Annotated in this window: 28 protein-coding genes; 14 read left to right on the top strand and 14 right to left on the bottom strand. The window is 33.4% G+C overall.

Features of this window, described 5'->3' with window-relative positions; all coding sequences use genetic code 11:
* Positions 1-41: 41 nt before the first annotated feature.
* The 3 genes from metK to rapZ are packed head-to-tail and all read left to right on the top strand — an operon-like array spanning position 42 to position 3,429.
* Positions 42-1,202, top strand: a complete 1,161-nt coding sequence (metK, locus tag BHU68_RS04970; RefSeq protein ID WP_069470150.1) for a methionine adenosyltransferase — start codon at positions 42-44, stop codon at positions 1,200-1,202.
* Positions 1,203-1,227: 25 nt separating this feature from the next.
* The gene (ahcY, locus tag BHU68_RS04965) at positions 1,228-2,514 is read left to right on the top strand and encodes an adenosylhomocysteinase (protein WP_069470151.1); all 1,287 of its coding nucleotides are present in this window, start codon (positions 1,228-1,230) and stop codon (positions 2,512-2,514) included.
* Positions 2,515-2,556: 42 nt separating this feature from the next.
* The gene (gene rapZ, locus BHU68_RS04960) at positions 2,557-3,429 is read left to right on the top strand and encodes an RNase adapter RapZ (RefSeq protein ID WP_069470152.1); all 873 of its coding nucleotides are present in this window, start codon (positions 2,557-2,559) and stop codon (positions 3,427-3,429) included.
* 10 nt (positions 3,430-3,439) lie between these two features.
* Here the strand turns inward: rapZ and BHU68_RS04955 are convergent, their stop codons facing one another.
* The 4 genes from BHU68_RS04955 to BHU68_RS04940 form a co-directional block, all read right to left on the bottom strand.
* Complete coding sequence (locus BHU68_RS04955) at positions 3,440-4,081, bottom strand: retron system putative HNH endonuclease (protein WP_069470153.1); 642 nt, start codon at positions 4,079-4,081, stop codon at positions 3,440-3,442.
* Positions 4,078-5,118 (bottom strand): AAA family ATPase, encoded by a 1,041-nt coding sequence (locus tag BHU68_RS04950; protein ID WP_069470154.1) that lies wholly within the window; start codon positions 5,116-5,118, stop codon positions 4,078-4,080. The genes BHU68_RS04955 and BHU68_RS04950 overlap by 4 nt, the downstream gene beginning before the upstream one ends.
* 66 nt (positions 5,119-5,184) lie before the next feature.
* Positions 5,185-5,865, bottom strand: coding sequence for a type I-MYXAN CRISPR-associated protein Cas6/Cmx6 (gene cas6 / locus BHU68_RS04945; protein WP_069470155.1), 681 nt, complete (start codon positions 5,863-5,865; stop codon positions 5,185-5,187).
* A 12-nt stretch (positions 5,866-5,877) separates the two neighbouring features.
* Positions 5,878-6,060: a sulfur relay protein DsrC gene (locus BHU68_RS04940; RefSeq protein ID WP_069470156.1), complete on the bottom strand. Its 183-nt coding sequence runs from the start codon at positions 6,058-6,060 to the stop codon at positions 5,878-5,880.
* A gap of 63 nt (positions 6,061-6,123) precedes the next feature.
* On the opposite strand from BHU68_RS04940, the gene BHU68_RS04935 reads away from it, so the two are divergent.
* From BHU68_RS04935 to prmA, 5 genes are all read left to right on the top strand, one after another.
* On the top strand, positions 6,124-7,374 hold the full coding sequence (locus BHU68_RS04935; protein ID WP_069470157.1) for a dicarboxylate/amino acid:cation symporter: 1,251 nt from the start codon (positions 6,124-6,126) through the stop codon (positions 7,372-7,374).
* Positions 7,367-8,614, top strand: a complete 1,248-nt coding sequence (locus BHU68_RS04930) for a PilN domain-containing protein (protein ID WP_069470158.1) — start codon at positions 7,367-7,369, stop codon at positions 8,612-8,614. The genes BHU68_RS04935 and BHU68_RS04930 overlap by 8 nt, the downstream gene beginning before the upstream one ends.
* Positions 8,615-8,636: 22 nt before the next feature.
* Entirely contained in the window at positions 8,637-9,602 is a 966-nt protein-coding gene (gene epmB / locus BHU68_RS04925) for an EF-P beta-lysylation protein EpmB (protein WP_069470159.1), read from the top strand.
* Positions 9,603-9,678: 76 nt separating this feature from the next.
* Complete coding sequence (locus BHU68_RS04920) at positions 9,679-10,095, top strand: MbcA/ParS/Xre antitoxin family protein (protein ID WP_069472762.1); 417 nt, start codon at positions 9,679-9,681, stop codon at positions 10,093-10,095.
* A 2-nt stretch (positions 10,096-10,097) separates the two neighbouring features.
* Entirely contained in the window at positions 10,098-10,946 is an 849-nt protein-coding gene (gene prmA, locus BHU68_RS04915) for a 50S ribosomal protein L11 methyltransferase (RefSeq protein ID WP_069470161.1), read from the top strand.
* Here the strand turns inward: prmA and BHU68_RS04910 are convergent.
* Complete coding sequence (locus BHU68_RS04910; RefSeq protein WP_069470162.1) at positions 10,929-11,759, bottom strand: SDR family oxidoreductase; 831 nt, start codon at positions 11,757-11,759, stop codon at positions 10,929-10,931. The genes prmA and BHU68_RS04910 overlap by 18 nt on opposite strands.
* An 11-nt stretch (positions 11,760-11,770) precedes the next feature.
* Between BHU68_RS04910 and BHU68_RS04905 the strand changes: the two genes are divergently transcribed.
* The 4 genes from BHU68_RS04905 to BHU68_RS04890 are packed head-to-tail and all read left to right on the top strand — an operon-like array spanning position 11,771 to position 14,293.
* Complete coding sequence (locus BHU68_RS04905; RefSeq protein WP_069470163.1) at positions 11,771-12,061, top strand: hypothetical protein; 291 nt, start codon at positions 11,771-11,773, stop codon at positions 12,059-12,061.
* A 5-nt stretch (positions 12,062-12,066) separates the two neighbouring features.
* Positions 12,067-13,020 carry an arsenosugar biosynthesis radical SAM (seleno)protein ArsS gene (arsS, locus tag BHU68_RS04900; RefSeq protein ID WP_069470164.1) on the top strand — a complete coding sequence of 318 codons (954 nt, stop codon included), beginning with the start codon at positions 12,067-12,069 and terminating at the stop codon, positions 13,018-13,020.
* Positions 13,017-13,694, top strand: a complete 678-nt coding sequence (locus BHU68_RS04895) for a TIGR04283 family arsenosugar biosynthesis glycosyltransferase (RefSeq protein ID WP_216092587.1) — start codon at positions 13,017-13,019, stop codon at positions 13,692-13,694. The genes arsS and BHU68_RS04895 overlap by 4 nt, the downstream gene beginning before the upstream one ends.
* The gene (locus BHU68_RS04890; RefSeq protein ID WP_171899489.1) at positions 13,691-14,293 is read left to right on the top strand and encodes a TIGR04282 family arsenosugar biosynthesis glycosyltransferase; all 603 of its coding nucleotides are present in this window, start codon (positions 13,691-13,693) and stop codon (positions 14,291-14,293) included. The genes BHU68_RS04895 and BHU68_RS04890 overlap by 4 nt, the downstream gene beginning before the upstream one ends.
* Here the strand turns inward: BHU68_RS04890 and BHU68_RS04885 are convergent.
* The gene (locus tag BHU68_RS04885) at positions 14,260-14,691 is read right to left on the bottom strand and encodes a DUF29 domain-containing protein (protein ID WP_069470166.1); all 432 of its coding nucleotides are present in this window, start codon (positions 14,689-14,691) and stop codon (positions 14,260-14,262) included. The two genes, BHU68_RS04890 and BHU68_RS04885, sit on opposite strands and share 34 nt — an antisense overlap.
* 82 nt (positions 14,692-14,773) lie before the next feature.
* On the opposite strand from BHU68_RS04885, the gene BHU68_RS04880 reads away from it, so the two are divergent.
* Entirely contained in the window at positions 14,774-15,691 is a 918-nt protein-coding gene (locus BHU68_RS04880; protein WP_069470167.1) for a homoserine kinase, read from the top strand.
* A 33-nt stretch (positions 15,692-15,724) separates the two neighbouring features.
* Here the strand turns inward: BHU68_RS04880 and BHU68_RS04875 are convergent, their stop codons facing one another.
* Genes BHU68_RS04875 through BHU68_RS04845 form a run of 7 tightly spaced genes read right to left on the bottom strand, consistent with a single transcriptional unit; the run spans position 15,725 to position 23,563 of the window.
* Complete coding sequence (locus BHU68_RS04875; RefSeq protein WP_069470168.1) at positions 15,725-16,156, bottom strand: chemotaxis protein CheW; 432 nt, start codon at positions 16,154-16,156, stop codon at positions 15,725-15,727.
* A complete protein-coding gene (locus BHU68_RS04870; RefSeq protein ID WP_069470169.1) occupies positions 16,153-19,299 on the bottom strand; it encodes a hybrid sensor histidine kinase/response regulator in 3,147 nt (1,048 codons plus the stop codon). Before BHU68_RS04870 ends, BHU68_RS04875 begins: the two co-directional genes overlap by 4 nt.
* The gene (locus tag BHU68_RS04865) at positions 19,286-20,617 is read right to left on the bottom strand and encodes a hypothetical protein (protein ID WP_069470170.1); all 1,332 of its coding nucleotides are present in this window, start codon (positions 20,615-20,617) and stop codon (positions 19,286-19,288) included. Before BHU68_RS04865 ends, BHU68_RS04870 begins: the two co-directional genes overlap by 14 nt.
* A 2-nt stretch (positions 20,618-20,619) precedes the next feature.
* On the bottom strand, positions 20,620-22,254 hold the full coding sequence (locus BHU68_RS18130; protein ID WP_083234166.1) for a methyl-accepting chemotaxis protein: 1,635 nt from the start codon (positions 22,252-22,254) through the stop codon (positions 20,620-20,622).
* Positions 22,255-22,272: 18 nt separating this feature from the next.
* Positions 22,273-22,815, bottom strand: coding sequence for a chemotaxis protein CheW (locus BHU68_RS04855; RefSeq protein ID WP_069470172.1), 543 nt, complete (start codon positions 22,813-22,815; stop codon positions 22,273-22,275).
* A complete protein-coding gene (locus BHU68_RS04850; RefSeq protein ID WP_069470173.1) occupies positions 22,803-23,165 on the bottom strand; it encodes a response regulator in 363 nt (120 codons plus the stop codon). The genes BHU68_RS04855 and BHU68_RS04850 overlap by 13 nt, the downstream gene beginning before the upstream one ends.
* A 2-nt stretch (positions 23,166-23,167) precedes the next feature.
* Positions 23,168-23,563 carry a response regulator gene (locus BHU68_RS04845; RefSeq protein WP_069470174.1) on the bottom strand — a complete coding sequence of 132 codons (396 nt, stop codon included), beginning with the start codon at positions 23,561-23,563 and terminating at the stop codon, positions 23,168-23,170.
* 101 nt (positions 23,564-23,664) lie between these two features.
* Between BHU68_RS04845 and gshA the strand changes: the two genes are divergently transcribed.
* Positions 23,665-24,909, top strand: coding sequence for a glutamate--cysteine ligase (gshA, locus tag BHU68_RS04840; RefSeq protein WP_069470175.1), 1,245 nt, complete (start codon positions 23,665-23,667; stop codon positions 24,907-24,909).
* Positions 24,910-24,958: 49 nt separating this feature from the next.
* On the opposite strand, the gene BHU68_RS04835 is transcribed toward gshA, so the two are convergent.
* The gene (locus BHU68_RS04835; protein WP_275505128.1) at positions 24,959-25,945 is read right to left on the bottom strand and encodes a PstS family phosphate ABC transporter substrate-binding protein; all 987 of its coding nucleotides are present in this window, start codon (positions 25,943-25,945) and stop codon (positions 24,959-24,961) included.
* Positions 25,946-25,973 lie beyond the last annotated feature (28 nt).

Here is a 25,973-nt window from a genome sequence, read left to right as displayed (position 1 = left end):
ATGCTATAATTGATTAGTTACGCCAAATTAAAAGAAATATTATGTCTAATACCTTACTTTTTACCTCTGAATCAGTGTCAGAGGGTCATCCAGATAAATTATCTGATCAAATTTCTGATGCTATCTTAGATGCTTTATTAAAACAAGATCCTAATTCGCGCGTTGCTTGCGAAACTTTAGTTAAAACCGGTATGGTAGTCGTAGCCGGAGAAATTAGAACTAAGGCTCAAATTGAAGTAGAAGAAATTGTTCGTGAAACTGTGAAAAAAGTCGGTTATAACAGTTCAGATGTTGGTTTTGATGCCGCATCTTGCGCAGTATTATCTGCTCTTGGTAAGCAATCAGATGATATTGCTATCGGTGTAGATGAAACTAACGATCATGAACAAGGTGCCGGTGATCAAGGTTTAATGTTTGGTTATGCTAGTAATGAAACTGATGTTTTAATGCCTGCTCCAATTACTTATGCACACCGTTTAGTAAAACGCCAAGCCGAGGTACGTAAAAATGGTACTTTACCTTGGTTACGCCCTGATGCTAAAAGTCAGGTGACATTCCGTTATATTGATAATAAACCTGTTGGTATTGATGCAGTAGTGTTATCTACTCAACATAATCCTGAAATTGATAATAAGGTTCTGCGTGAAGCAGTGATGGATGAAATTATTAAACCTGTATTGCCAGAACAATGGATTGATAAAGATACAAGCATTTATATTAATCCAACTGGACGTTTTGTAATTGGTGGACCAGTGGGCGATTGCGGTCTAACAGGGCGTAAAATTATTGTCGATACTTATGGTGGTATGGCGCGACATGGTGGTGGTGCATTTTCTGGTAAAGATCCTTCTAAAGTTGATAGATCTGCCGCTTATGCATCTCGCTATGTTGCAAAGAATATTGTTGCCGCTGGTTTAGCTGAACGTTGTGAAGTTCAAGTTTCTTATGCGATTGGAGTTGCTGAGCCTACATCTATTCGGGTTGAAACTTTTGGTACTGGTATCATTGATGAAATTCGTATGACTGAATTAGTACGTGAGCATTTTGATTTACGCCCACGCGGTTTAATCGCAATGTTAGATTTATTACATCCAATTTATACTGATACTGCCGCTTATGGTCATTTTGGACGTGAAGAATCTCAATTTACATGGGAACGTACTGATAAAGCTGACATTTTACGCGAAGCTGCTAAAGCTTAATTTTTAATTTACTGAGAATATATATATGACTGATTATAAAATTGCTGATATTAATTTAGCTAAATGGGGGCACCAAGAAATTGCAATTGCAGAAACCGAAATGCCCGGTTTAATGCAATTAAGAGCAGAATATGGTGATGAAAAACCACTAAAAGATGCTCGCATTGCTGGTTGTTTACATATGACTGTACAAACAGCAGTACTTATTGAAACTTTAATAGCATTAGGAGCCGAAGTACGTTGGTCATCATGCAATATCTTTTCAACTCAAGATCATGCAGCGGCAGCTATCGCAGATCAAGATATTCCAGTATTTGCTTGGAAAGGTGAAACTGATGAAGAATTTTGGTGGTGCATAGAACAAACCATTTTTGGAACAAATGATTGGCGTCCAAATATGATTTTAGATGATGGTGGTGATTTAACTCAAATCATGCACGATAAATATCCTGAATTATTAAAAGATATTAAAGGCTTATCTGAAGAAACTACTACTGGTGTACATCGTTTGTATGAAATGATGAAGGATGGTTCATTAAAAGTACCTGCATTTAATGTCAATGATTCAGTCACTAAGTCTAAATTTGATAATTTATATGGTTGTCGTGAATCCTTAATGGATGGTATTAAACGCGCCACAGATGTCATGATTGCTGGTAAAACTGGCGTAGTTTTAGGTTATGGTGATGTTGGTAAAGGTTGCGCTCAAGCATTTCGCGGTTTAGGTGCTACTGTATGGGTTACAGAAATTGATCCTATTTGTGCTTTACAAGCGGCTATGGAAGGTTATCGCGTTGTAACTATGGAACAAGCGGCTGCTTTAGGTGATATTTTTGTTACTACAACTGGTAATGTAAATGTCATCACCCATGAACACATGAAACAAATGAGAGATCAAGCGATTGTGTGTAATATTGGGCATTTTGATTCAGAAATTGAAGTTGCAGCTTTACGCCAATATGAATGGGAAAACATTAAGCCACAAGTTGATCATATCATTTTCCCAGATGGCAAACGCATAATTTTATTAGCAGAAGGGCGTTTAGTCAACTTAGGATGCGCTACTGGACATCCTAGTTTTGTAATGTCTAATTCTTTTACTAATCAAGTGCTTGCGCAAATTGAATTATGGAATAATGCTGATAAATATGAAAATAAGGTTTATGTTTTACCTAAACATCTGGATGAAAAAGTAGCACATATGCACTTAGAACGTTTAAGTGCAAATTTAACTGCATTAACTCCAGAACAAGCAAAATATCTAAATATATCTATAGATGGACCTTATAAACCTGAGCATTATCGCTATTAAGTAAAATTCCCCCGTTTGGGGGAGTTAAGGCAGTATATTAAAATGAAATTTGTAATTGTAACTGGTTTGTCAGGATCAGGCAAAACAATAGTTTTAAATAGTCTGGAAGACATGGGCATTAGTTGTGTCGACAACTTACCGGTAGGTTTATTACCAGCTTTTATTGAACATATTAACAATCAACAAAACCAATCAAACAGTTTTGCTGTAGGAGTAGATGCACGTACTATTACAGAAGAATATGATGTCAAAGTACTATTAAAAACTCTCAGCCTCACCACCATTGCCTATCAAATATTATTTATTGAAGCTGATAATCGCGAATTGTTAAAGCGTTTTAGTGAAACACGCCGTAAACATCCATTAACTCGCAAAGATTTATCCTTAGAAGAAGCTGTTAAATATGAACGTCAATTAATTCAACCTTTAGCAGATATAGCTGATCTTCGTATTAATACTAGTCAGACTCATATCCATCAATTACGCAATCTAGTTCATAAAGCAATTGAATTGCGCCCCAAACAAGGATTATCTTTACTATTTCGCTCATTTGGTTTTAAACATGGAATACCATTTGATACCGATTTTGTATTTGATGTACGTTGTTTACCCAACCCTCATTGGGAAGCAGATTTAAAGAAATTTACTGGGCGTGACAATAATGTAATTGAATTTTTACAACAATATCCAAAAGTGGATAAAATGTATCAACATATTTTAAATTTTTTAGAAACATGGATTCCCGAATTTGTTTCTGATAATAGAAGTTATTTAACAATAGCAATAGGTTGTACAGGTGGGCAACATCGCTCAGTATATTTAGCAGAACAATTGGCACAACATTTTAGTGAACAACAGAAATATGGTGTTTTAGTGCGACATCGAGAACTTGGAATTCAAGAAATTCGGAATTAAGTCAATCCTTCTATTTTGAGGCAAAGCAGGCTTGCAAAAAGCTAATGAATGGTGTTGAAGTTCCTAAACCGCTATTGAGGATTTGTTGTGGGTTTTTATTATATTTTTTTGCCATTTTAATTAAAACAATTCTTGCATTATGTCTTGAATTACACAAATATTGGTTATCCAAATTTAGCAAATCAATCATATATTGCGCTTTCTTTGGCATAACAGTGCTGGGCATAATAGCGGCAGTGTGGTGATTGTAATCGAAATAGTCGTTTATGTCAGTTTGTGCTATGGGATTGAGAAATAACTTGCTATCAAATTCATTGCTTTTACGGTGTCCGCAGGAATTAATATCTAGTTGGTCATAACTATTTTTTTGGTTATCCGAGCAACAAGCCTCACCACCATTACAGGATGCAATGAGATTATTATAATCAAAACGACGTTGTGGGTTTTTTTCTTGTGGTTCTATGTGTTCAATATGGGAATTATTATCTTCTAACTTACCTTCACAATAAGCACAGAGTTGTTGTTGTTCCTGCCTTAAATGTTGGCGCAAATCTGGTTTGCAATGCAATTCGTTCCAATTTGTATCCGCATTAAAGTCAGCAGTTTCTGTGATGAAATAATCAGGTGCATCCATTTTTTGTATGTATTTCATGATTCAGTTCTTAATGCAATCAGAAAATCCATTTCTTGCATAAATATTGAATTAGCGCTTTCCACTTTTAGAATTTGGTCTTTGATTTTTTGAGCTTCTTGAGTTGTTTCTTCTACATTTTCTACAAATTTTCGGTACTGTTGATACAGTTCATCCAATTTTTTTGGACGATTATCTGCCCCCATAATTTCTGTAAGAATCGAATTAACATCTACACTAGAAGGTGGATGTTGTGGATATACGGGAATGATACGATTATTTTGTTGTGTTAGTAAAATCAGATTTTTATAAGGTGTATTGGCAATGATCTGTGGTGAATGTGTGGCGATAATGAATTGGTTGTTTTTGCCAATATTTGCGTATATTTTCATTATTATTTGTTGCCACGCTGGATGTAATGAAATTTCGGGTTCATCAATTAAAATCATTGAATTGCGAGGTTCTAGCATCATGAGGGCAACAACACGACCATATAATTGTTTTTCACCATCGCTGAGTTGGTCAATGGTAACTAAATCGCCTTTAATATTTTTAAATACTGGACGATTAAAACGGTTTTTATCCAGATCATGCAATGTTGTTAATAATTTGGTGTTTATAAAGGGTTCATTGAACTGAGAAATGGCTAAACTAGTGCGTTCTTCTGGATTGGCAATGTGACTTTCGCGTTCTATTGAAAGTATGTATTCTCGGATATAAGCTTCTGTTTTTCCTAAAATGTTTTCGTCAATTATGTTTAAGAATTGATAATTGGTATTAAGTTGTGAAGTTGGTTTGTATTTAAAATTTAAATTAGCAGGAATGAAAATAAGTCTGGGATTTTCATTTTTTTTATTTATATCTGTTTGTATCTGTATTGAATCGCTTAAATTACCCTTAAAATACTGAAAAAATATTTCTAATAAAGTGGTTTTCCCGCAACCATTTACTCCAGCGATGACATTAATCACATTTTCACCATTTTCAGGCGGCTGTAACTTAATTTGTAAATCTTTGAAAATACGAAATTCTTTAATCTGGATGTTTTCAATATACATGAGCCATTATCTCTTTCATTTTTTATGACAACTGACAGGTTTTTTTTAAAAACCTGTCAGGTTTGATCAATTAGTCTGATCAGGATTTACAGCCTTAATATCCTTATGAGGAACAAACAAACCGCAACCCATTTTTCTACCTTCACCTATTCCTTGTTGTTGCAAACGAATTGAATCATTCGCTTCCATATCTGCAATCATTAAGCTACGAGTAAATAATTCTGTTTCTGCTAATTTAACAATATTAGTTTTGCCACATAATGCTTTACGACATTCAATACCCATATCTTTTAACTGTGCAACCACAGATTCTATAAAAGCATCTTCATCTTGCTCAGGATTGGCAATTATATGTCGTGCAAATAATACTGGCATTTGTATTAAAGCTTTTTGTTTAGCGGCACCAATTATTAAAGAATAGCCACTAATATCTAATGTCATGCCAGTTAATACTTGCGCATCAGCAATGCGATGTTCAGGAACACGTAGAGTCAATTTGGTACGACGCGATAAATAAAAAATTTCACCATCTGTGCGATACCAACCATTACCAGATATGGCTCCATGAATTAAATGTAAACCCGCATCTGTTTGATCCTCAAACCACGGTAATGCTTGATCAATTGCTTCTGATAAAGCATAAGCATGATCTAATGGCAGACAGCTACAGTTAATATCAAATACTAAATCTATAATATTTGTTGGTATGATTCTTTCTTGTTCAGAATTTTCTTCTTGCCACAACATATCTAATTACCATTAATAAAAAGCAGCTTCTAAACGATCTTCCCAATTTTCAGGTGTGTCTGGATAACTTGGGCGTACATCCATACGAAAAAAACGTTCGCCACTGGTTTGAGCTTTATGTTTAATTACTTCCACTAAGTCTTCAAAATTATTTAGATCATGATGTTCCATCATAACTTCACTAAGATTTAACATATTAATAATTCCTTATGATTGAAAATTTGTTACAATTTTATATATTTTACTTTAAACACAACTATGAATACAAAAAATTTAACTACTGCTATTTTATTTGCAATGATTTTGGGTGCCATTTTAGGTGGTATTTTGAATCATTTTTTTATGGATTATTTATTTGTCAGTGAATTTTTAGTTGGCAATGTGTTCCATGTTATTGGTGCAATTTTTGTCAGTTCACTGAAAATGTTGGTTGTACCATTGGTATTTGTCTCATTAGTATGTGGTGTTGCCGCTTTAGGTGATATTAATAAATTAGGTCGTTTAGGTGGTAAAGCTTTATTATTCTATTTGGCTACCACAGCTATTGCAATTACTATTGCACTAAGTATAGCTACAATAGTAGCTCCGGGTCAAGGATTTGAAATTTCTTCAGCTAATGCTCAAAGCTTTACTCCAAAAGAAAGCCCATCTCTTGCAGAGACTATCATTAATTTAATACCAACCAATCCTATTGATGCAATGGCAAAAGGCGAAATGTTACCTTTGATCCTATTTTCTTTGTTGTTTGGGATTGCAATTGTCATGGCAGGCAAAGCAGGTAAACGTATTGAACAACATTTCAATGATTATAACGCGATTATCATGCAACTGGTAATGATTTTAATGACTTTAGCCCCAATAGGAGTGTTTAGCTTAATTGCAAAAACCTTTGCTTTACAGGGATTTGACGTAATTAAACCATTATTAGGATATTTTATGGTTGTAGTTTCAGCATTAATGATACATGCTTTCATTATTTATCCGCTATTACTAAAATTATTATCAGGTTTAAGTATTAGTACTTTCTTAAGAAAAATGCGCAGCGTACAAATCTTTGCCTTTAGTACAGCTAGCAGTAATGCTACAATTCCATTTAATATTGAAAACTCTGAAAAAAAATTAGGAGTAGATAATTCAGTAGCATCATTTACCATTCCGCTTGGAGCAACTATAAATATGGATGGTACAGCGATTATGCAAGGAGTTGCTACAGTATTTATTGCTAATGTTTATGGTATAGATTTAGCAATGAGCGATTATTTACTAGTAATTTTAACAGCCACTTTAGCTTCAATAGGAACCGCAGGAGTGCCGGGTGTTGGATTAATCATGTTAGCAATGGTACTAAATCAAGTAGGATTACCAGTTGAAGGAATTGCTTTAATTATTGGAGTTGATCGCTTATTAGACATGATGCGTACAGCAGTAAATGTCACAGGTGATGCAACTGCAACAGTGATAATTGCTAAAAGTGAAGGGGCTTTAGATAACAAGATTTATAATGTTTAAAAAGAAAAAAAAACCATTAAAAAAACAATGGAAGAAATCTGATAATTGTAAATTCCATTTAATTATACATGATCATAAATTATTGGTTGGTAAACGTAAGAATTCCGTAACTCAATTAACACCAATAGAAATTGCAAATGCTGCAAAACGCTTATTACCTTCAAGAGCAAAAAGGCAAAACATAGCCTTAATATTACCTAGTTCAGAATTTGTAGCAACTAGCTTGAATTTACCTGCGATTGCAGCTCAAAACCTTGAGAGTGTAGTTAGTTTACAAAAGGAAAGTTTATTACCCGGAGTAACAGAGCCACTATTGTTAGCAGTACAAGCCCCTTTAGAGGGGGAACGAACTACTGCTTTATGGTTGCCAGTAAAACGCGCGGAAGAGTTATGGCAAGCTTTTAAGCAGGTGGGTTTCTTTGTTCGTTGTATAATACCCCGCCCTTTAACTGCCTTACCTAATAACAAATCAACACCCTATTTTGTCTATGATGAAGATGATACTAATATAACGGGTGTAGAATGGTCATCTGGCGTAATTAAAAATTGGTTACATGTAGCTAAAATAGATAGAGAAAATCCGAATTTTGAAGAACAGTTTGAGGAAGCTCTATCAACATTTAGTGAGATACCACAAAATTGGAAAACTAATCTAAATGATTGGAAAAAAGTAAAATTACCAGCAAAAGCTTATGATTATGCCTTTACACCACCTAGTGCTTCAGCTTTTTTAAGCCAAAAAGTTAAGAAAAAGAACACTACTAGGGTTAGTTTACTAATTTTATTAGTATTGACAAGTCTAGGCGGAGGTGTTAGTTATGCTATAGATTATCAAAGCAAGTTAGAACAACAATTAGTTAAGTTAAAAAAACGTACATTAAATATTAGTAGATTACGAGCAGAAGTTGGTCAAATAAATGAAACTATTGGAGCAATTATAAATTTTCCAGATCAACCTCTAATTACTATCTTAAATAGTTTAAATCAAATGATTCCACAAGATAGCTGGTTAGTGGGTTTTAGAATTGAGGGGGGTAAAATTAAATTTGAAGGTTATAGCCGTAATCCAACCGCTCTAATTGAAATTTTAACTAAAATACCTCAAATTCATCACATTGAACAAAATCGTGGTACTACTACTGAAATTGGTAGAAAAGAATTAAGATTTGGTATTAGCTTCAAACTGAAAGGTTATAATTTAGCTAAGTATTGGCTGGAATATTTTCCTAAGAAGCGGTAATAAGCTGTTACCAAAATTATATATGATACCTGAAATCAGAACTTGGCAGTATGAATTGCGTCATGCCATTAATGATCCATTAAAATTACTAACATTAGTAGGATTATCAAATAGCAATTTAAAGCTCGCAACACAAACTCAATTTAAGTTGAAGGTGCCAAGAGGCTATGTAGCTCGTATGCGTTATGGTGATATTAATGATCCATTATTAAGACAAGTATTACCTTTAATAGCTGAAACTGAAGATATAGCAGGTTTTAATATTGATCCTGTAGGTGATTTCGCCGCTGAAAAAGTACCGGGATTATTACAAAAATATCAAGGGCGAGTGTTATTAGTTACTACAGCGGCTTGTGCAATTCATTGTCGATATTGTTTTCGTCAACATTTTGATTATAAAGCTTTAGATATTAAAAGAGTTTTGACTGAAATTGCCTCAGATAATTCTATAAAGGAAGTGATTTTAAGTGGAGGTGATCCATTAAATATAATAGATAGCCGCTTATCTGAATTGGCATATTCTGTATCAGAAATTCCACATATAAAACGTTTGCGATTGCATACGCGCTTGCCAGTTGTATTGCCTGAACGAGTAACTGATGAATTATTGAATTGGCTAACAGCAACAAATTTGCAGCCAGTAATTGTAATACATGCTAATCATGCTAATGAAATTGATGAGCAAGTTGCTTTGGCATTAGCAAAGTTAGTTGATGCTGGTATAACTGTATTAAATCAATCGGTATTGTTGCGTGGAATAAATGATAAAGCGGTAGATTTAATTGAACTCAGTGAAACCTTGTTTAGTTGTCGAGTATTGCCTTATTATTTACATGTATTAGATAAAGTGCAAGGAGCGGCTCATTTTGAAGTGGCTGCTGAGACAGCGACGGAGTTGTTGGAACAAATGCGGAAGGCTTTGCCGGGGTATTTGGTTCCTAGATTGGTTAGAGAAGTGGCTGGTGGGGAATTTAAGTTGCCAATTTGATAGCCCTGAAGGGGCTATTATTTATGTATAATCATATTATTTAAAATAATAAAATATCCAACAAGGAACAATTCCATTGTTAAATGAATATAAAACCATGCCAACCGAAAAACGTTTGGCAGTTTCTCAAATAATATTTGAGATATTACGCGGATGGAATATTGATGAAATCAATCAAATTAATTTACTAGGTTTTCCAAAAGACACTAAACCAAGAATTTTAAAACGTTATCAACATGATACGCCTTTACCAGATCATGAAGAAACCATAGAAAGAATGACGCATATTTTTGAAATTGCTGAAGCATTGCGAACTACTTATCCTTGCAATTATGGCATGGCTAAAAAATGGTTACAAACTCCTCATCGCCGTTTTAATAAACGTACACCTATAGACATGATGTTAGATGAAGGTTTAGGTGGTCTTATTGCGGTACGCGCTGATTTAGATTGCGCTTACGCATGGTCTCTAACTGAACCTCAGAAGAATTAATTATGTCTTGGGTACAAGTTATTTTAACCACAGATCAAGAGCAAGCAGAAGCAATTTCTGAAGAATTATTCAGCATAGGTGCGGTTTCTGTATCTTTTAAAGATGCCGCTGATGAGCCTGTATATGAACCAGCTTTAAATACTACCCCTTTATGGGGAAATACACAAGTAATTGCTTTATTTGAAGAAACTCCTGATCTAAAACAGTTTTCAGATCAAAAGTATGAAATACAAATTTTAGAAGATCAAGAATGGACTCGTGTCTGGATGGATGATTTTCATCCAATGCAATTTGGGGAAAGGGTATGGATTTGCCCAAGTTGGTCAGAACCTCCTAACCCATCAGCAGTGAATATTTTACTGGATCCCGGCTTAGCTTTTGGAACCGGCACCCATGCTACTACTGCTTTATGCTTAGAATGCTTAGATAAACACCATGATTTATCTGGTAAAACAATCATTGATTATGGGAGTGGTTCTGGTGTCTTAGCGATTACTGCTGCTAAATTAGGAGCTAAACATATTTGGGCAGTTGATAATGATCCACAAGCTCTAATTGCCACAGCAGATAATGCTAAAAAAAATGAAGTTAATCAAGTTATTAGCTGCCAGTTACCAGAAGAGCCATTACCAGAAGTAGATATTATGTTAGCTAATATTTTAGCCATGCCTTTAATAGAATTAGCTCCAATACTAACTAAACATTTAAAACCCCAATCAACTTTGATATTATCAGGAATTCTAAAAGAACAACAAGATGAAGTAATCGCGGCATATCAAGCTTATATGAATACGATACAAATCGTAGAACGTGAAGATTGGGTAATGATAGAATTAAGTAACACGCTTTAAAATTCGATTCATCATCTTATCTGACAATATTCGTTTTAAATATCCAAATAAATAGGTAGGAAAAGTGACATAATAACGTGTTTTAGGATTCTTAGATTCTAAAGCATGAATGACTTTTTTTAATACCGCTTCAGGTGGTAAAGTAAATGGAGCAGCATCACCTTCTGTTAATAAACGTTGCTCCATTTTCAAATACCTATCTTTATGAACACTCTGCTCAGCATTAATATGTTTTTTATACATAAGATATCCATTAGCACGAAATTTACTTCTAATTGGTCCGGGTTCTATTAAACTAATTTTTATATTAGTATTCGCCAATTCTAAAGTTAAAGTGTCTGTCAAACCTTCCAAAGCAAATTTACTAGCATTATAAGCTCCACGATAAGACAAAGCGACAAAACCTAACACCGAACTATTCTGAATAATTCGCCCTTCTCCTTGTTCGCGCATTATGGGTAATATCTTGCATGTTAATTCATGCGTACCAAATAAATTGGTTTCAAATTGTTCGCGTAAAGCCGCTCGACTTATATCCTCAACCGCTCCGGGTAAACCATAAGCAGCATTATTAAATAAGCCATATAATCGTCCATTAGTTTTATCTAATACGCTTTCTACCGCTGTGTGAATGGATTTTGAATCATTTAAGTCTAAGATAAGGCTTTCTAAGCCTTCTTGTTGTAAACGAGCTACATCATCTGCTTTACGTGCTGTAGCAAAAACAGAATAACCTCGTTTTTTTAAACCATGTGCTACTTCATAGCCTATACCGCTAGAACAGCCAGTAATTAATACAAATTTTTTTGTCATAGGAGAAAATTATGAAAGTTTATAAATCAATTATTATAATTGGATTAATAATAGTGATATTACATGCTTGCTCTTTAGGAAAATTAAATGCACGTAATTTTACTCAAATTGAAGCAGGCATGACTCAAGCAGAAGTCATTGCTATTTTAGGTGAACCAGATCAAGTCAATGCCGCTAATTTAGCTAGTATTGGAGGAATTGGTTTATCTGGCACACGTATGCAGTGGAATTCCTTATATGTAAACGCGAATATAATTTTTGTTGATGGTAAAGTAAAGTTTTCAAACTTTAATACTCGATAACAACTATGTTAGATACTTTACCTTTATTACAACAAATTAAGTTTCCACATATAAAACGCGATCACTTAGAAACTTTACAAGTCAATCTTGGCTACATGTGTAATCAACAATGTATCCATTGCCATGTAAATGCCAGTCCAAATCGCACGGAAATTATGACACGCGAGACTTGTGATCAAATTTTAGCATATTTAGCGGCTAATCCATCTATAAAAAATTTAGATTTAACCGGTGGTGCGCCTGAACTAAATCCTAACTTTCGCTATTTAGTTACAGCGGCAGCTAAAATTGGAATACATGTTATTGATCGTTGCAATTTAACAATATTATTAGAGCAACCTGATTTAGCAGAATTTTTAGCAGCACAACAAGTTGAGATTATAGCCTCATTACCCTGTTATTTAGAAGAAAATGTTGATAAACAACGAGGTAAAGGAGTATTTCAAGACAGTATTAAAGGATTGCAAATACTGAATGCTTTAGGTTATGGTAAATCGGATTTGATACTAAATTTAGTATTTAATCCACAAGGTGCAGAATTACCTCCGCCGCAAGACAGTTTAAATAAAGATTATACAAAATTTTTATGGAACAACTATAAGATTGTGTTTAATAAAATATTTACGATTTGTAATATGCCCATACAACGGTATGGTAGTTTGTTAGTTTCAAAAAAACTATTTGATGGTTATATGCAATTGTTACTTGATGCTCATTCTGACGCTAACATAGAAACAGTAATGTGTCGGAATCTCATTAGCATTGATTGGCAAGGTTATGTATATGACTGTGATTTTAACCAAATGCTAAATTTGCCCTTACAAATAAATAGCAATACGCAGCAACATATTTCAGAATTAACTAATGTCGATCTAAATGGTAATCCGATTGTTGTTGCTGGGCATTGTTATGGTTGTACGGCAGGGCAAGGCAGTAGTTGTGGAGGAGCATTATCTTGAATGGATTATTATCAATTATAATTCCAACCTTAAATGAAGAAAATATAATCACCAATACTTTAGAAAAATTAGAAGTATTACGTGCAGCTGGGCATGAAGTAATTGTGGTTGATGGTGGAAGTTGTGATAAAACTTATAGTGTAGCTGCCCAATACGCTGATAGCGTATTATTAGCAGAAGAAGGGCGTGGTTGGCAAATGAATGCTGGCGCAGAATATGCTAACAATGAGATTTTATTATTTTTACATGCTGATACCAGATTACCTGATAATGTTGATAAATTAATTAATCAAGCATTACAAGAAGATGGCAAATCTTGGGGGCGATTTGATGTACGCTTATCAGGTAAAGCAAAATTATTACGTGTAGTAGAACGTATGATTAATTGGCGTTCCTGTTTTACAGGAATTGCCACTGGTGATCAAGCTATATTTGTAAAAACTAGTACATTTAAACAAATAGATGGATTTGCTGATATTCCTTTAATGGAAGATTTAGATTTAAGTCGTCGTCTAAAACGTATCGAACGCCCAGTATGTATAAAAACACCGGTGATTACCTCTAGTCGTCGGTGGGAAGAAAATGGAATTATACGTACTATATTATTAATGTGGAGCTTACGCTTAGCTTATAGTTTAGGGGTAAGCCCCGAAACTTTAAGTAAATATTATTGAACTTACAAATATTCGCAAAAGCACCAATATATGGACAAGTAAAAACACGTTTAATTCCAAAAATTGGTGCCGCTAGCGCAACTAATTTACATAAACAATTTGTTCGACTAAATTTGCAAAAATTTAGTCGATTATTTAATGTGCAATTATGGTGTGCGCCTGATGAATCACACCCATTTTTTCAAACTTGCCAACAACAATTTGCTATAAGCCTACATCGTCAACAAGGAATTGGTTTAGGAGAACGAATGGCTAATGCTTTAAACAGTGATCAGCCAACTGTATTAATAGGCAGCGATTGCCCAATTTTAAGCCCGAAAATTATTTCCGATGCTTTTGCCGCTTTAGAAACAGATTATAGCGTCGTATTATCACCTGCTGAAGATGGTGGTTATGTATTAATAGGGATGCGACAATTGATACCTGAAATATTCACCAATATACCTTGGGGTACATCTGAAGTATTTTCTATTACCAAACAACGTTTAAATGCTTTAGGAATAAAATGGCATCAATTGCCCACCCTATGGGATGTTGATCGCCCAGAAGATTTAGAGCGTTGGTATCAACTAAAGTTATCTAACGAATATTTAGTTTGAAATACGTCTTTCTCAGTCAATTCACTTAAAGTGGCTTTGATGCCGGTTTCATCTTTGGCAATTTTACAAGCAGATTTAAAACATTTATCCCATAATTGAGATACTTTTGGTTTTAAATGCGGTTCATCTTCCAATAATTCTTCAATTTCAATTCTCGCATTTGAAATGCTTGATTGCCAACTCCGTGAACGGAATTCAGGTTGAATTTGCCATTTGATGATGTGCATCATTAATCTGGTTAATTGGCTTCTTAAAGCCCTTTTATCTGAACGAGACAAAGCGTCTATTAACTCTTCAATACCTGCTCTTGTTTCTTCAACATATCCATGCTTTAATTGATCTTTAATAGCAATGGCTGTTTGATAATATGATGTCATTGCTAATTCTTTCCAATTCATTGTATCTCCTAATTTTAGACCAAAAAATTGTAGTTTTTTAGTATTATATACTAACAAATAATCAAAACTATTTTAAATTAAAATGTCTGTTTATACCAAAATTGAACCCCAAGAACTTAAAAATTTTTTAAACCATTATAATTTAGACCATTTAATAGAATATAATGGAATTAATGCTGGAATAGAAAATACTAATTATTTTGTTAGCACTTCCAGTGGCGAATTTGTATTAACCTTATTTGAAGGATTAACCGCAGAAGAATTACCGTATTTTCTAAAATTAATGGCGTATCTAGCTGAACATAATATTCCTAGTGCCCATCCAATAGCTGATAAAAATGGAGAATATTTACGTCAACTAAAAGGCAAACCAGCGGCTTTGGTTGAACGTTTATCTGGTACAGATGTTAAAGAACCTAACATAATACAATGCCAACAAATTGGTAAAGCATTAGGTAATTTACACCTTATAAGTCCAAATTTTCCAGATTATCGTTCTAACAAACGAGGATCAGATTGGTGGAAAATTACTGCTGAACGAGTTTTGCCACTAATGACAACTGCTGATGCCAAACTGTTAAAAGCAGAATTAGAATTTCAAGGTAATTATCAATTAGTTGATTTACCTACAGGAGTAATTCACGCAGATTTATTTCGTGATAATGCCTTATTTGAAGGAAATAAATTATCAGGTATAATTGACTTTTATTATGCCTGTAATGATATATTAATATATGATTTAGCAGTAACAGTAAATGATTGGTGTGTTCAAGCTGATGGAAGCTTAGATACTAAACGAGTCGATGCCCTAGTTGAAAGCTATATAAAACAACGACCACTTTCAGATTTAGAACTAGAAACATGGTCAACCATGTTACGAGCAGCGGCACTGAGATTTTGGTTATCGCGCTTACAAGACTTACATTTTCCCCGCCCGGGAGAAATTACACATATTAAAAATCCTGACGTGTTTCGTAATATATTGCAGGAGCATATATAAAAAAACCTGACAGGTTTGTAAAACCTGTCAGGTTTATTTATTAATTTGACTTACAATTCCTTCCAAATAACTCAAATCTGGCAACCAAGCCTCTTCTGATTCATATTGAACTTTATATATCAAACCATTATGAGATTCAATCTTTTCTAATTCAATTAAATTTTCTGACTGCACTATTAAACTACGTGGCATATCAGTCGCTCTAATAGCATAAAACTCTATAGTATCTAAACCATATAATATAAGCTTGTGATATTTTTTCACACAATAAGGAGTAGGTAATGATAATGCATCTTCAACTGATAATAATGGCAACTCTTTATCACGCCAATCTATAAAACCTAATACACCATTGTTATTTATTAGTTCTTTAGGTTCATCATAATGGCAAATTTCAGCAATCACAGCACTAGGTAATAATAATTGCCCACTTCCAATCGGTATTAAAATACAACGCAATATCATGAAAGTAAATCCCTTATATTTTCCATTAATTCAGTATCATTAAATGGCTTACCTAAATAACGATTAATACCAAGTTTTTGTGCTTTTTCACGGTGTTTCATACCTGTGCGTGATGTGATCATAATAATAGGTAGATGTTTTAAATCAGGATTATTACGTATTTGAGTTGCTAATTCATATCCATCCATACGCGGCATTTCTACATCTAATAACATTAAATCTGGTGTATAAGTTTGCAACTTTGCAATCGCATCAAAACCATCTTTCGCTGTTAATACCTCCATTCCCTGTCGTTCTAATAACCTAGCAGTAATTTTACGCACCGTAATAGAATCATCGACTACCATAATCTTTGTCAGATTCTCATCTGTTTCAATTTCATTAGTCAATTCTTCTAATTTTAAACAATGATCTTGATGATTTAATGCAGATACATCTACAATTAATACAACCCTACCATCACCTAAAATAGAAGCACCTGATATCCAAGGAATAGTACCTAACTGTTTACCAACAGATTTATTAATAATTTCTTGCATACCCTCAATTGCATCAACTAATAAAACGGTACGAGATTTAGAAGTATTAATTAATAGAGCAGGAATTGAAGGGCGATCAATTCTATTAGACTTATGAAAACCTAATAATTCTCCTAAATGAAACACATGATATTTCTCATTCATATAATTAAAATAATAATTATCATCTGATTCGCAGAAAATATCACTGCTTGGAATATTTCTTAAAGCTTCTAAATAATTAATCGGTATTGCAACAGCTTCGTCACCAATATTAACAATTAAAGTTTGAACAACACTTAAAGAAAGTGGTACACGAATTTCAAATGTAGTACCTTCGCCAGTGTTAGAATTAATTAATAAATTACCACCTAAATGTTTAATTTCAGCAGTAACTACATCCATACCTACTCCTCGTCCTGATACTTGAGTAACTTTTTTTGCAGTGCTAAATGAAGGTTGTAATATTAAATTTATTAATTCTTGTTTACTAACTACAGCATTAGGTTTAATTAAACCACGTTCTTGCGCCTTTTCATATATTGCCGCTATATTTAAACCAGCTCCATCATCACTTAATTTTACTACTAATTCTGATCCTTCCCTAGATAAATATACATTGATATTAGCAACTTCAGATTTACCAGCTTGTTTACGAGTTTCAGCGTCTTCAATTCCATGCCCAATTGCATTTCTAAGCATATGTTCAAGTGGTGCAACTAAGCTATTTAAAATAGTTCTTTCAAATTCAATAGTTTCCCCATGAATGACAAAATTTACTTGTTTCTGTAATTCACCAGCCGTTACTCGTGCAATTCTTTGCAAACGTGATGAAATTTTACCAAAAGGTATCATACGAGTTTGCATAATACCCTCTTGTAAATCTGAACTTAAACGCGCTTGTTGGATTAATAGATTATCGCTATGCCTAGTTTCACGCTTTAATATTTCTTGAATACTAATTACATCGCTCACACTTTCCATGAGACTACGCGATAATTGTTGCATTAATGAAAAACGATCTAATTCTAAAGGATCAAATTCTTCATCAGAATCGGCAAAGTTAGAAAAAATTTGCACTTCTGTCTCTATTTCTAAACGTCGCAATTGATCACGCAAGCGTATCACCGTTTGATCCATTTCTGTCAAATTGCTTTTAACCACTTGCTGATATTGCTCCATATGAGCGCGTGAAATAGATAATTCACCAGCCATATTAGCTAATTTATTAATTAAACTAGCCTGTACTCTTATATTTTCTTCAGCTTGCTCTACTGTTTCTGGAGATTTTTTAGGCTTGTTTTCTTTAGTCTTAGTTACAGTCTCTTCAATCTGTTCACCGTTTACAGCTGCATTTATTTGCTTAATTAATCCTTCTGGTATTTGCAAAGGAATATGGGCACGCAAATTTTCCAGCATTGCCGCAAGTGCATCCACACTATCTTGAATCAGATTTTGTAATAAACTATTAGTCTCACCACCACCTTCTACAATTCGTGTTAATACAGATTCTAAATGATGACTAAGATCACCCATTTGAACAATACCAACCATCCTAGCACCACCCTTCAGAGTATGCAGCTCACGTTGCAACTCCTTCATTAACTGCATATCATCAGGTGAATCTTGCCAGCGTTCTAATAGAGATTGTGTATTTTCTAAAATTTCATCTGCTTCCTCCAAAAATAGCGTAATAAATTCATCATCAGCATCTGGTAAATCATCTTCAGGTTTATTAGCTTCATTTTGTAATTCTTCTGATAACTCACGAACTTTATCTAATAAAACTTTTTGTTCTGTTGTATCAACAGTTTTACCATTAAATAAATCTTCAATGAAAGTAACAGCCTGATCAAATAAAAGTAGAACTTCATTAGATAAACTAACTTTATTAGTTAATAAATCATTAGCATACTCCTCCATTGGAGCTGCTATTTCAGAAATAGTTAAAAAATCAACATTTCTTGAACTACCCTTAATAGTATGAAATTCACGTATAACTTCAGGTAAATTTTCTTGCAGATTATTTAATAGAGTTTTTAAATTATTTAGATGTTCACGAGTTTCCTTTTGAAAAATTTCAAATAAAATTGGATCATCATTTACTGTTGGAATCTCATCAATAAGAGGCGCAATATCTTCAATATCATCATCAGGTAAATCTAAATCATCAGGAAAATCCAAATCATCTATTTCTAAATCATCCAGATTTAACTCATTTTCAGTTTTTTTATTTAGTAAATTTTCAACTTTACTAATATAAGCTAGAATATCATCAGATGGTTGCTGATCATTTTTGAACTGTTCAAGTATATTTGGTAATATTGCTGGAACTTGTTCTAACAAAGAGAAAAGTTCTTTAGTTGGAGAAAATTTACCATCAACAATATGACGAAGCGCATTCTCAAAATGCCAGCCTAATTCACCAATGACTGTCGCACCAACTAAACGCCCACTGCCTTTTAAAGTATGAAAACCACGTACTAAATTATTAAGAGAATTCAGTTCAGCCTCATTATTTTTCCAGATATTGAATTCAGTGATAACTTCTTCCAATACCTCTTGAACCTCTTCAATAAATATTTCAAGAATTTCTGGATCAATATCAGAATTAGGTAATTGCATATAACTGATCACCAATAAGGGAAATTATCTCTTCAGGTTTCTTATCAGATTTACCAAGGAGAATATCTAAATAAACTTTCATTGCCGCTAATGCAAAAAGAATTTCTTGTTTTTCTTCTTTAATATGTTCCTTGCAAATGGTTAATAACTCAGCAACACGATTATGAGATAATTTAGTTAAAGTATTAATTACTGCTTGAATTTGATCAGCTATATTTTCATCATCATTTGCATCTAACTGTTCAAGTATCTGATTCCAAGATTTTTGTACTTCAACAATTTCGTTATTAGCAGCAGATTTCAATTGAGGATTGTTATTCCAATCAGCATAAATACCTTGTTTAGCTAAAATTTCTATTACAAATTGCGATTTTGAAATATAATCTGGAGATACTTTTAATAAGCTCAAAATATTTTCTATTTGATTTGAATCGGCTTCTATATCGATTTCAGCCACAGCAGTTTGAATAACTTCAAGTGATGGCACTGTCAGAAAATTATCATCTGGCTGTTCTACATAATCGTTTAATTGAAACGCGCTTTTAATAGCAGTAATCTTATTACCTTCAGAAGCAGCATGAGCCACAAAATACAATAAATGGGTTAATAACTTCTTAGGCGGTTCATTTACTGATGTGATAACAGCATCTAATTGTTTCAATAAATTAAAAATGGTCTTATTTAATTTCAAACCATTTTCTAATAATGCCTCTACAATTCCCTCAGTTACCCACCATAATTTATTCATTGGAGAATTAATAGCTTGTAAACGCTGCATTACTGTTGCTATAAATTCTAAACCCGTCTGTTGAGAGTTTTTAACTACAGCCGCTAAACCTTTTTTATAAGCAACTCGTAATTTTTGCAGATATTCATCTGATAAATTCACCACTTTTTCAGGCTCAGGAATTATCACAGATAAATTAGGATAAAAAAAACTATTTGCTGCTAAAGCAGGCTGTGAATTACAAGCACGTAAATCATTTATTAAAGGCAATAATGCCAAAGGCTTATCATGTTTATTAATACACAGATAATCCAAATAAGTAGATAATTGAATTAAAGCTTTGATTAATGCTTCATAAGTTGATTTTTGAGCATCAAAAGATTTAATAGTCTGCTTCATTATTTCAACTAAAGTGGCAGCTGCTTGTAATTGAGTTATCTTAAAAGCTCCTTCTATTTCAGATAAATAAACAAGACACTGTTGCAAAGATTCATCTTTTTGATCTTCAAAAAATTGCTGTAAAGCATTGCGTGTTTTTTTTAAATCATCATTAATACTAGCTTTAACCCAAGTAAGGCTTACATATGTCATAATTATTCAGGTAATTTGAAACCTGCCACTGAATTTTTTAAATCGTTTGCTAATTCGCTTAATACTTCAATTGAAGAGCTTGTTTCTTCAGTATTCTTAGAAGTTTGTTTGGTAATTTCCTGAATTGTTCTCATAGTATTAGAAATATTACCAGCTACTGCTGTTTGACTACGTGAAGTTTGTGAAATATTTTCAATTTGCCCTGCCAATTGTACTGATACTTGTTCAATTTCAGTTAATGCTTCACCTGCTTTCTTCGCAATTTTCGCACCTGAAACTACACCACTAGTACTTTCTTCCATAGAAGAAACGGCTTCATTAGTATCGCCTTGAATGGTTTTTACAATAGCCTCAATTTGCTTAGTTGCATTACCAGAACGTTCTGCTAAACGTTGAATTTCATCAGCAATTACCGCAAAACCACGCCCAGCATCACCAGCCATAGCTGATTGAATAGCAGCATTTAATGCTAAGATATTAGTTTGATTAGAAATATCATCAATTAAACTGACAATTTCACCAATTTCTTGTGCGCTTTCACCTAAACGCTTAATTCGCTTAGAAGTTTCTTGAACTTGCTCACGGATAACATCCATACCAGAAATAATATCTTGCACTGCTTTTGCACCCTTACTAGCAATATCAACTGATTTTTTCGCAACATCCGCTGAATTAACCGCGCTAACAGAAACCTTTCTCACTGAATTAGCCATACCAGTAATAGCTTGCCCAGCCTTAGTAATTTCTTGTTCTTGTCGCTCACGTGCAGTAATTAACTGTTTAGCAGTGCCTCTTGTACTTTCTACTGCTGATGTAACTTGCAATACAGTATTATTAACACTAATAACTAAATCTCTTAATGCCTCAATTGAAAAATTAATAGCGTCTGCAATAGCCCCAGTAAAATCTTCTGTTACAGTTGCACTTGTAGTTAAATCACCATCTGCTATTTCAGAAATTTCACTTAATAACCGTAAAATAGCTTCTTGATTCTGTTTATAAGCAGATTCACTATCTTTTAAACGTCTCTGAATTTCACGATCACGATCATTATTAGTTTCTATAAATAAATAAACTAATACTATTAATAATATTAATACTAAAATCGCCAAACTATTAGCAACAAGCGGTGAAATAAAACGTTGTTTCGCAGCCTCAATATAAGCAGTTTGCAATTTTTCTATACGATTTACCATTAATGGATTTAATTTCATTAACTGCTTTGAAGCTAATGTATTATCTAATTTTTTAGCCAGTAATTTTGTTATAACAACATTGACACTATGTTCTGTAGCACTCCATTGATTTTTTAAATCAGTTAAAATGATACGTGCTGATAATGGAGTCGCAGGCAAACCAGAATCTGGATTACCCTTAGCTAAACTATCTAATAATTCTTTAGATTCATGCTGATAATGAACTAATTTATCATTATTATTATTATTTACAGCTGCTAAAATTTGATGCCATAATAAACGTATTTGAGTAACATTACTCAAATACTCATAATCATTATTATGATTACGATTTACTAAACCAAAAGTTACGATCATCAACACAAACAATAATAATAGTATGCTAATCAGGCTAATTAACCGTATCTTTATCATCCCCAGTCTTTGAAAAGACAATTTCATATTATTTTTTATCAATCTTTAGGAGTTAAGAATATTAAGAAATAAATCGCTTTTAGCGAATTTTTCGATATTGAAAATCATCCAAGTTATATCTTTTTCTATGAAAATACCTTGAATAAAAGGTGTAAGCCAATCTATCTCACAAACCATGCCTTCTTGAATATTTTCCGTAAAACTTCTAATTCCCAATACTTCATCAACCAGTAAACCTGCAAAAATATCATTTTGATGTATCATAAGCATTCGTGTATTCTTATCAATTTTAATTGATTTACCACCTAAACAGGCTTTTAAATCAATTACAGGTAACAATATTCCACGAATATTTGTCAAACCCTTAATCCAAGGTTTAACTCCGGGTATTTTTGATAATTGTTCAGGATAAAATAAAATTTCACGTATTTCTTTAAGAGGAGTAACTACATAAATCTCCCCAAGTCGAAAAACCACAGCTCGCCAAGCTACACCATCTAATTCACGCGGTGGCAGACTAAGTTCTTTTTGTTTAACGCGCTGTTCAATAGATTGTAAACAATTAAAAGCCGAATCTAATTCAGCCATCTTTTAACTGCCTTAATTAATTCATCAGGCTTAATAGGTTTAATTAAAAACTCCTTAGCACCCTGCATTTTACCCCATTCTCTATCACTTTCCATATGTTTAGAAGACAGAATCATCACTGGAATATTACTAGTTTCAGGTGCTTTAGTAATTCGTCGTGTTGCCTGAAAACCATTCAAACCGGGCATAACAACATCCATTAAAATTAGATCAGGCAAAAGTTCTTTTGCCTTTTCAACCCCTTGTTCTCCATTATTAGCAACTGATACTTTATAACCTATATCCTCTAAAATGCGTCTAATAATATAAGCATCAGTTTGAGAATCTTCTACTATTAAAATATGAGCCATATCTAATTTCTCTTTATTACAAAATTTGTAATGGTATTCATTAATTGTTCACGCGAAAACGGCTTTGTCATATAATCATCAGCACCAATAATGCGGCTATGAACACGTTCAAATAAGCCTTCTTTACCAGATAACATTATGATAGGGATGTGTTTATAATCGGGATTATTTTTAATTAAAGCGGTTGTTTGATAACCGTCAAGACGAGGCATCATCAGATCAATAAAAATAATATCTGGTTTAAATTCAACCACTTTAGACAAAGCATCAAATCCATCTTCAGCGGTTATAACTTCACAGCCGGCTTTTGTTAAAAACATTTCGGCTGTGCGTCGGATAGTTTTGCTATCATCTATCACAACGACTTTAATTCCTTTAAAATTTATTTCGTTACTCACAGTAAATTTTTATGTTCAAGACTAGAAAAACAGAATAATATATATTATATAGCGAGTAATGTGCCAAATCATATTTCATAAAAAATATCAAATTTAAAAACATGAATTCTCAAGGATTATTAGAACATTTAGAGGCGCATTTACTTGCACATCAAGCTGATATTGAACGATGGTTACGTTTAGAATGGCAAAAAACGCCAGCTCCATTTTATGCATCAGTGGATTTACGTAATGCTGGTTTTAAACTAGCACCAGTTGATACTAATTTATTTCCAGCAGGTTTTAATAACCTCAATTCAGAAACATTACCGCTTTGTGTACAAGCAGTTCAATCAGCTATTGAACGTTTACATATAGCAGCGCGTGGAATCTTATTAATTCCTGAAAATCATACTCGCAATCAATTTTATTTAGAAAATGTTGCAACTTTACGTGATATTTTACAAACTGCTGGATATGAAGTACATATCGGCTCAATGTTAGCAGATTTAAAATCTGTACACACTATGACACTTCCTTCAGGGCGTAATTTACGGCTTGAACCCTTAATTCGAGAGGGTAATTGCATAAGCGTAAAAGGTTTTACACCATGTATTGTTTTATTAAACAATGATTTATCTGTAGGAATTCCTTCTATTTTAGCAGAACTGAATCAAAAAGTAATACCACCCTTACAATTAGGATGGTCAAATCGACTCAAATCCAGCCATTTTAGTTATTACAAGCAAATTGCCCATGAATTTTCTAAGCAAATAAAAATTGATCCTTGGCTAATAGATCCTTTATTTAGAAATTGTGGAGAAATTGATTTTATAACTAAAGAAGGTTATGAATGTGTGGCTGATAATGTCGAGGTTTTATTAAAAGATATACAAGCTAAATATACTGAATATGAGATACCACATAAGCCATTTGTTATTATGAAGGCTGATTCTGGCAGTTATGGTATGGGTATAATGACTATACATAGTGCAAATGAAGTACTATTATTAAATCGCAAACAACGCACTAAAATGTCATCTACCAAAGAAGGTAGAAAGGTGAGCCAAGTAATTTTGCAAGAAGGAGTATATACTTTTGAAACTTGGGGTGAACAACAAGCTGTTGCTGAACCAGTGGTTTATATGATTGACCATTTTGTTGTTGGTGGTTTTTATCGCGTTCATACCAACCGTGGAATTAATGAAAATCTCAATGCTCCCGGTATGAGTTTTGAAGCTTCAGCTTTTATCAATTCTTGTATTACCCCTGATAAAGATATGGCACCAGACGCAAATCCAAATCGTTGTTATGCTTATGGTGTGATTGCTAGATTAGCCTTATTAGCAGCCGCTCGTGAATATTGATATGATTTAAACCTGACAGGTTTTAAAAACCTGTCAGGTTTGGCTTAATTTAATCTAATTTTTGTAATTCTTGTTTGATTACAACTTCTGGTAAAGCAACATAACCATCTTTAACCACATGTTCTTGCCCAGCTTTAGATAAAATCATTTTAATAAATTCTTTTTCTAAAGGTGGCAATTCCTTATTTGGTGCTTTATTTACATAAACATATAAAAATCTAGCTAAAGGATATTCGCCATTAACAACTTTATCTTCAGTTGGTGCAATATAATTATCAGATTTAGCAATAGCTAAAGCCTTAACACCAGCAGTTTTATAACCAATACCAGAATAACCAATACCATTAAGTGAAGTGCTGACAGATTGAACTACTGAAGCAGAACCGGGTTGTTCATTTACACTATTTTTATAATCGCCTTTACATAAAGCCTTCTTTTTAAAATAGCCATAAGTACCAGAAACGGAATTACGCCCATATACTTGAATTTCACGATTTGCCCAATCGCCTGCTAATCCTAGTTGCCCCCAATTACTAATATCATCCTTATTACCACATTTTCTAGTAGAAGAAAAAATGGCATCAATCTGTGAAATTTTTAAAGCTTCAATAGGATTATCATGATGTACATATACAGCTAAAGCATCAATAGCAACCCTAATAGCAGTAGGGGTATAACCATATTTTTTCTCAAAAGCCTCAATTTCACCATCCTTCATTTTTCTGCTCATGGGTCCTAAATTACTAGTTCCTTCAATCAAAGCGGGCGGTGCAGTAGAAGAACCAGCGGCTTGTATTTGAATATCAACATTAGAATAATAACGCTTAAAGGCTTCACTCCAAAAAGTCATTAAATTAGCTAAAGTGTCAGAACCTACACTAGAAATTTTACCAGAAATACCACTGACAACTTTATAATCACCATCTTGATGAGAGATGGCACCATCACCCATACCATCAATCTGATAATCTTCTTCATCTGAATTACAGGAAACTAAACCTGCCATAACAATAACTGCTATAAGAAATTTATTCACTTAACATCTCCTTTTATTAAAAAAATTC

The sequence above is a fragment of the Candidatus Marithrix sp. Canyon 246 genome (genome assembly GCF_001723685.1).
Taxonomy (GTDB): Bacteria; Pseudomonadota; Gammaproteobacteria; order Beggiatoales; family Beggiatoaceae; genus Marithrix.
This window is presented reverse-complemented; position numbering and strand designations above follow the sequence as displayed.

Excerpts from the sequence above, each read along its gene's own strand:
- epmB (WP_069470159.1), top strand. The coding sequence starts at position 8,637 with ATGATACCTGAAATCAGAACTTGGCAGTATGAATTGCGTCATGCCATT.
- BHU68_RS04865 (WP_069470170.1), bottom strand. The coding sequence starts at position 20,617 with ATGACATATGTAAGCCTTACTTGGGTTAAAGCTAGTATTAATGATGAT.
- prmA (WP_069470161.1), top strand. The coding sequence starts at position 10,098 with ATGTCTTGGGTACAAGTTATTTTAACCACAGATCAAGAGCAAGCAGAA.
- gshA (WP_069470175.1), top strand. The coding sequence starts at position 23,665 with ATGAATTCTCAAGGATTATTAGAACATTTAGAGGCGCATTTACTTGCA.
- BHU68_RS18130 (WP_083234166.1), bottom strand. The coding sequence starts at position 22,254 with ATGAAATTGTCTTTTCAAAGACTGGGGATGATAAAGATACGGTTAATT.
- BHU68_RS04870 (WP_069470169.1), bottom strand. The coding sequence starts at position 19,299 with ATGCAATTACCTAATTCTGATATTGATCCAGAAATTCTTGAAATATTT.
- BHU68_RS04875 (WP_069470168.1), bottom strand. The coding sequence starts at position 16,156 with ATGATATTGCGTTGTATTTTAATACCGATTGGAAGTGGGCAATTATTA.
- BHU68_RS04910 (WP_069470162.1), bottom strand. The coding sequence starts at position 11,759 with ATGACAAAAAAATTTGTATTAATTACTGGCTGTTCTAGCGGTATAGGC.
- arsS (WP_069470164.1), top strand. The coding sequence starts at position 12,067 with ATGTTAGATACTTTACCTTTATTACAACAAATTAAGTTTCCACATATA.
- ahcY (WP_069470151.1), top strand. The coding sequence starts at position 1,228 with ATGACTGATTATAAAATTGCTGATATTAATTTAGCTAAATGGGGGCAC.
- BHU68_RS04950 (WP_069470154.1), bottom strand. The coding sequence starts at position 5,118 with ATGTATATTGAAAACATCCAGATTAAAGAATTTCGTATTTTCAAAGAT.
- BHU68_RS04850 (WP_069470173.1), bottom strand. The coding sequence starts at position 23,165 with ATGGCTCATATTTTAATAGTAGAAGATTCTCAAACTGATGCTTATATT.
- BHU68_RS04905 (WP_069470163.1), top strand. The coding sequence starts at position 11,771 with ATGAAAGTTTATAAATCAATTATTATAATTGGATTAATAATAGTGATA.
- BHU68_RS04885 (WP_069470166.1), bottom strand. The coding sequence starts at position 14,691 with ATGAATTGGAAAGAATTAGCAATGACATCATATTATCAAACAGCCATT.
- cas6 (WP_069470155.1), bottom strand. The coding sequence starts at position 5,865 with ATGTTGTGGCAAGAAGAAAATTCTGAACAAGAAAGAATCATACCAACA.
- BHU68_RS04855 (WP_069470172.1), bottom strand. The coding sequence starts at position 22,815 with ATGGCTGAATTAGATTCGGCTTTTAATTGTTTACAATCTATTGAACAG.
- BHU68_RS04935 (WP_069470157.1), top strand. The coding sequence starts at position 6,124 with ATGAATACAAAAAATTTAACTACTGCTATTTTATTTGCAATGATTTTG.
- BHU68_RS04880 (WP_069470167.1), top strand. The coding sequence starts at position 14,774 with ATGTCTGTTTATACCAAAATTGAACCCCAAGAACTTAAAAATTTTTTA.
- BHU68_RS04955 (WP_069470153.1), bottom strand. The coding sequence starts at position 4,081 with ATGAAATACATACAAAAAATGGATGCACCTGATTATTTCATCACAGAA.
- BHU68_RS04940 (WP_069470156.1), bottom strand. The coding sequence starts at position 6,060 with ATGTTAAATCTTAGTGAAGTTATGATGGAACATCATGATCTAAATAAT.
- metK (WP_069470150.1), top strand. The coding sequence starts at position 42 with ATGTCTAATACCTTACTTTTTACCTCTGAATCAGTGTCAGAGGGTCAT.
- BHU68_RS04930 (WP_069470158.1), top strand. The coding sequence starts at position 7,367 with ATGTTTAAAAAGAAAAAAAAACCATTAAAAAAACAATGGAAGAAATCT.
- rapZ (WP_069470152.1), top strand. The coding sequence starts at position 2,557 with ATGAAATTTGTAATTGTAACTGGTTTGTCAGGATCAGGCAAAACAATA.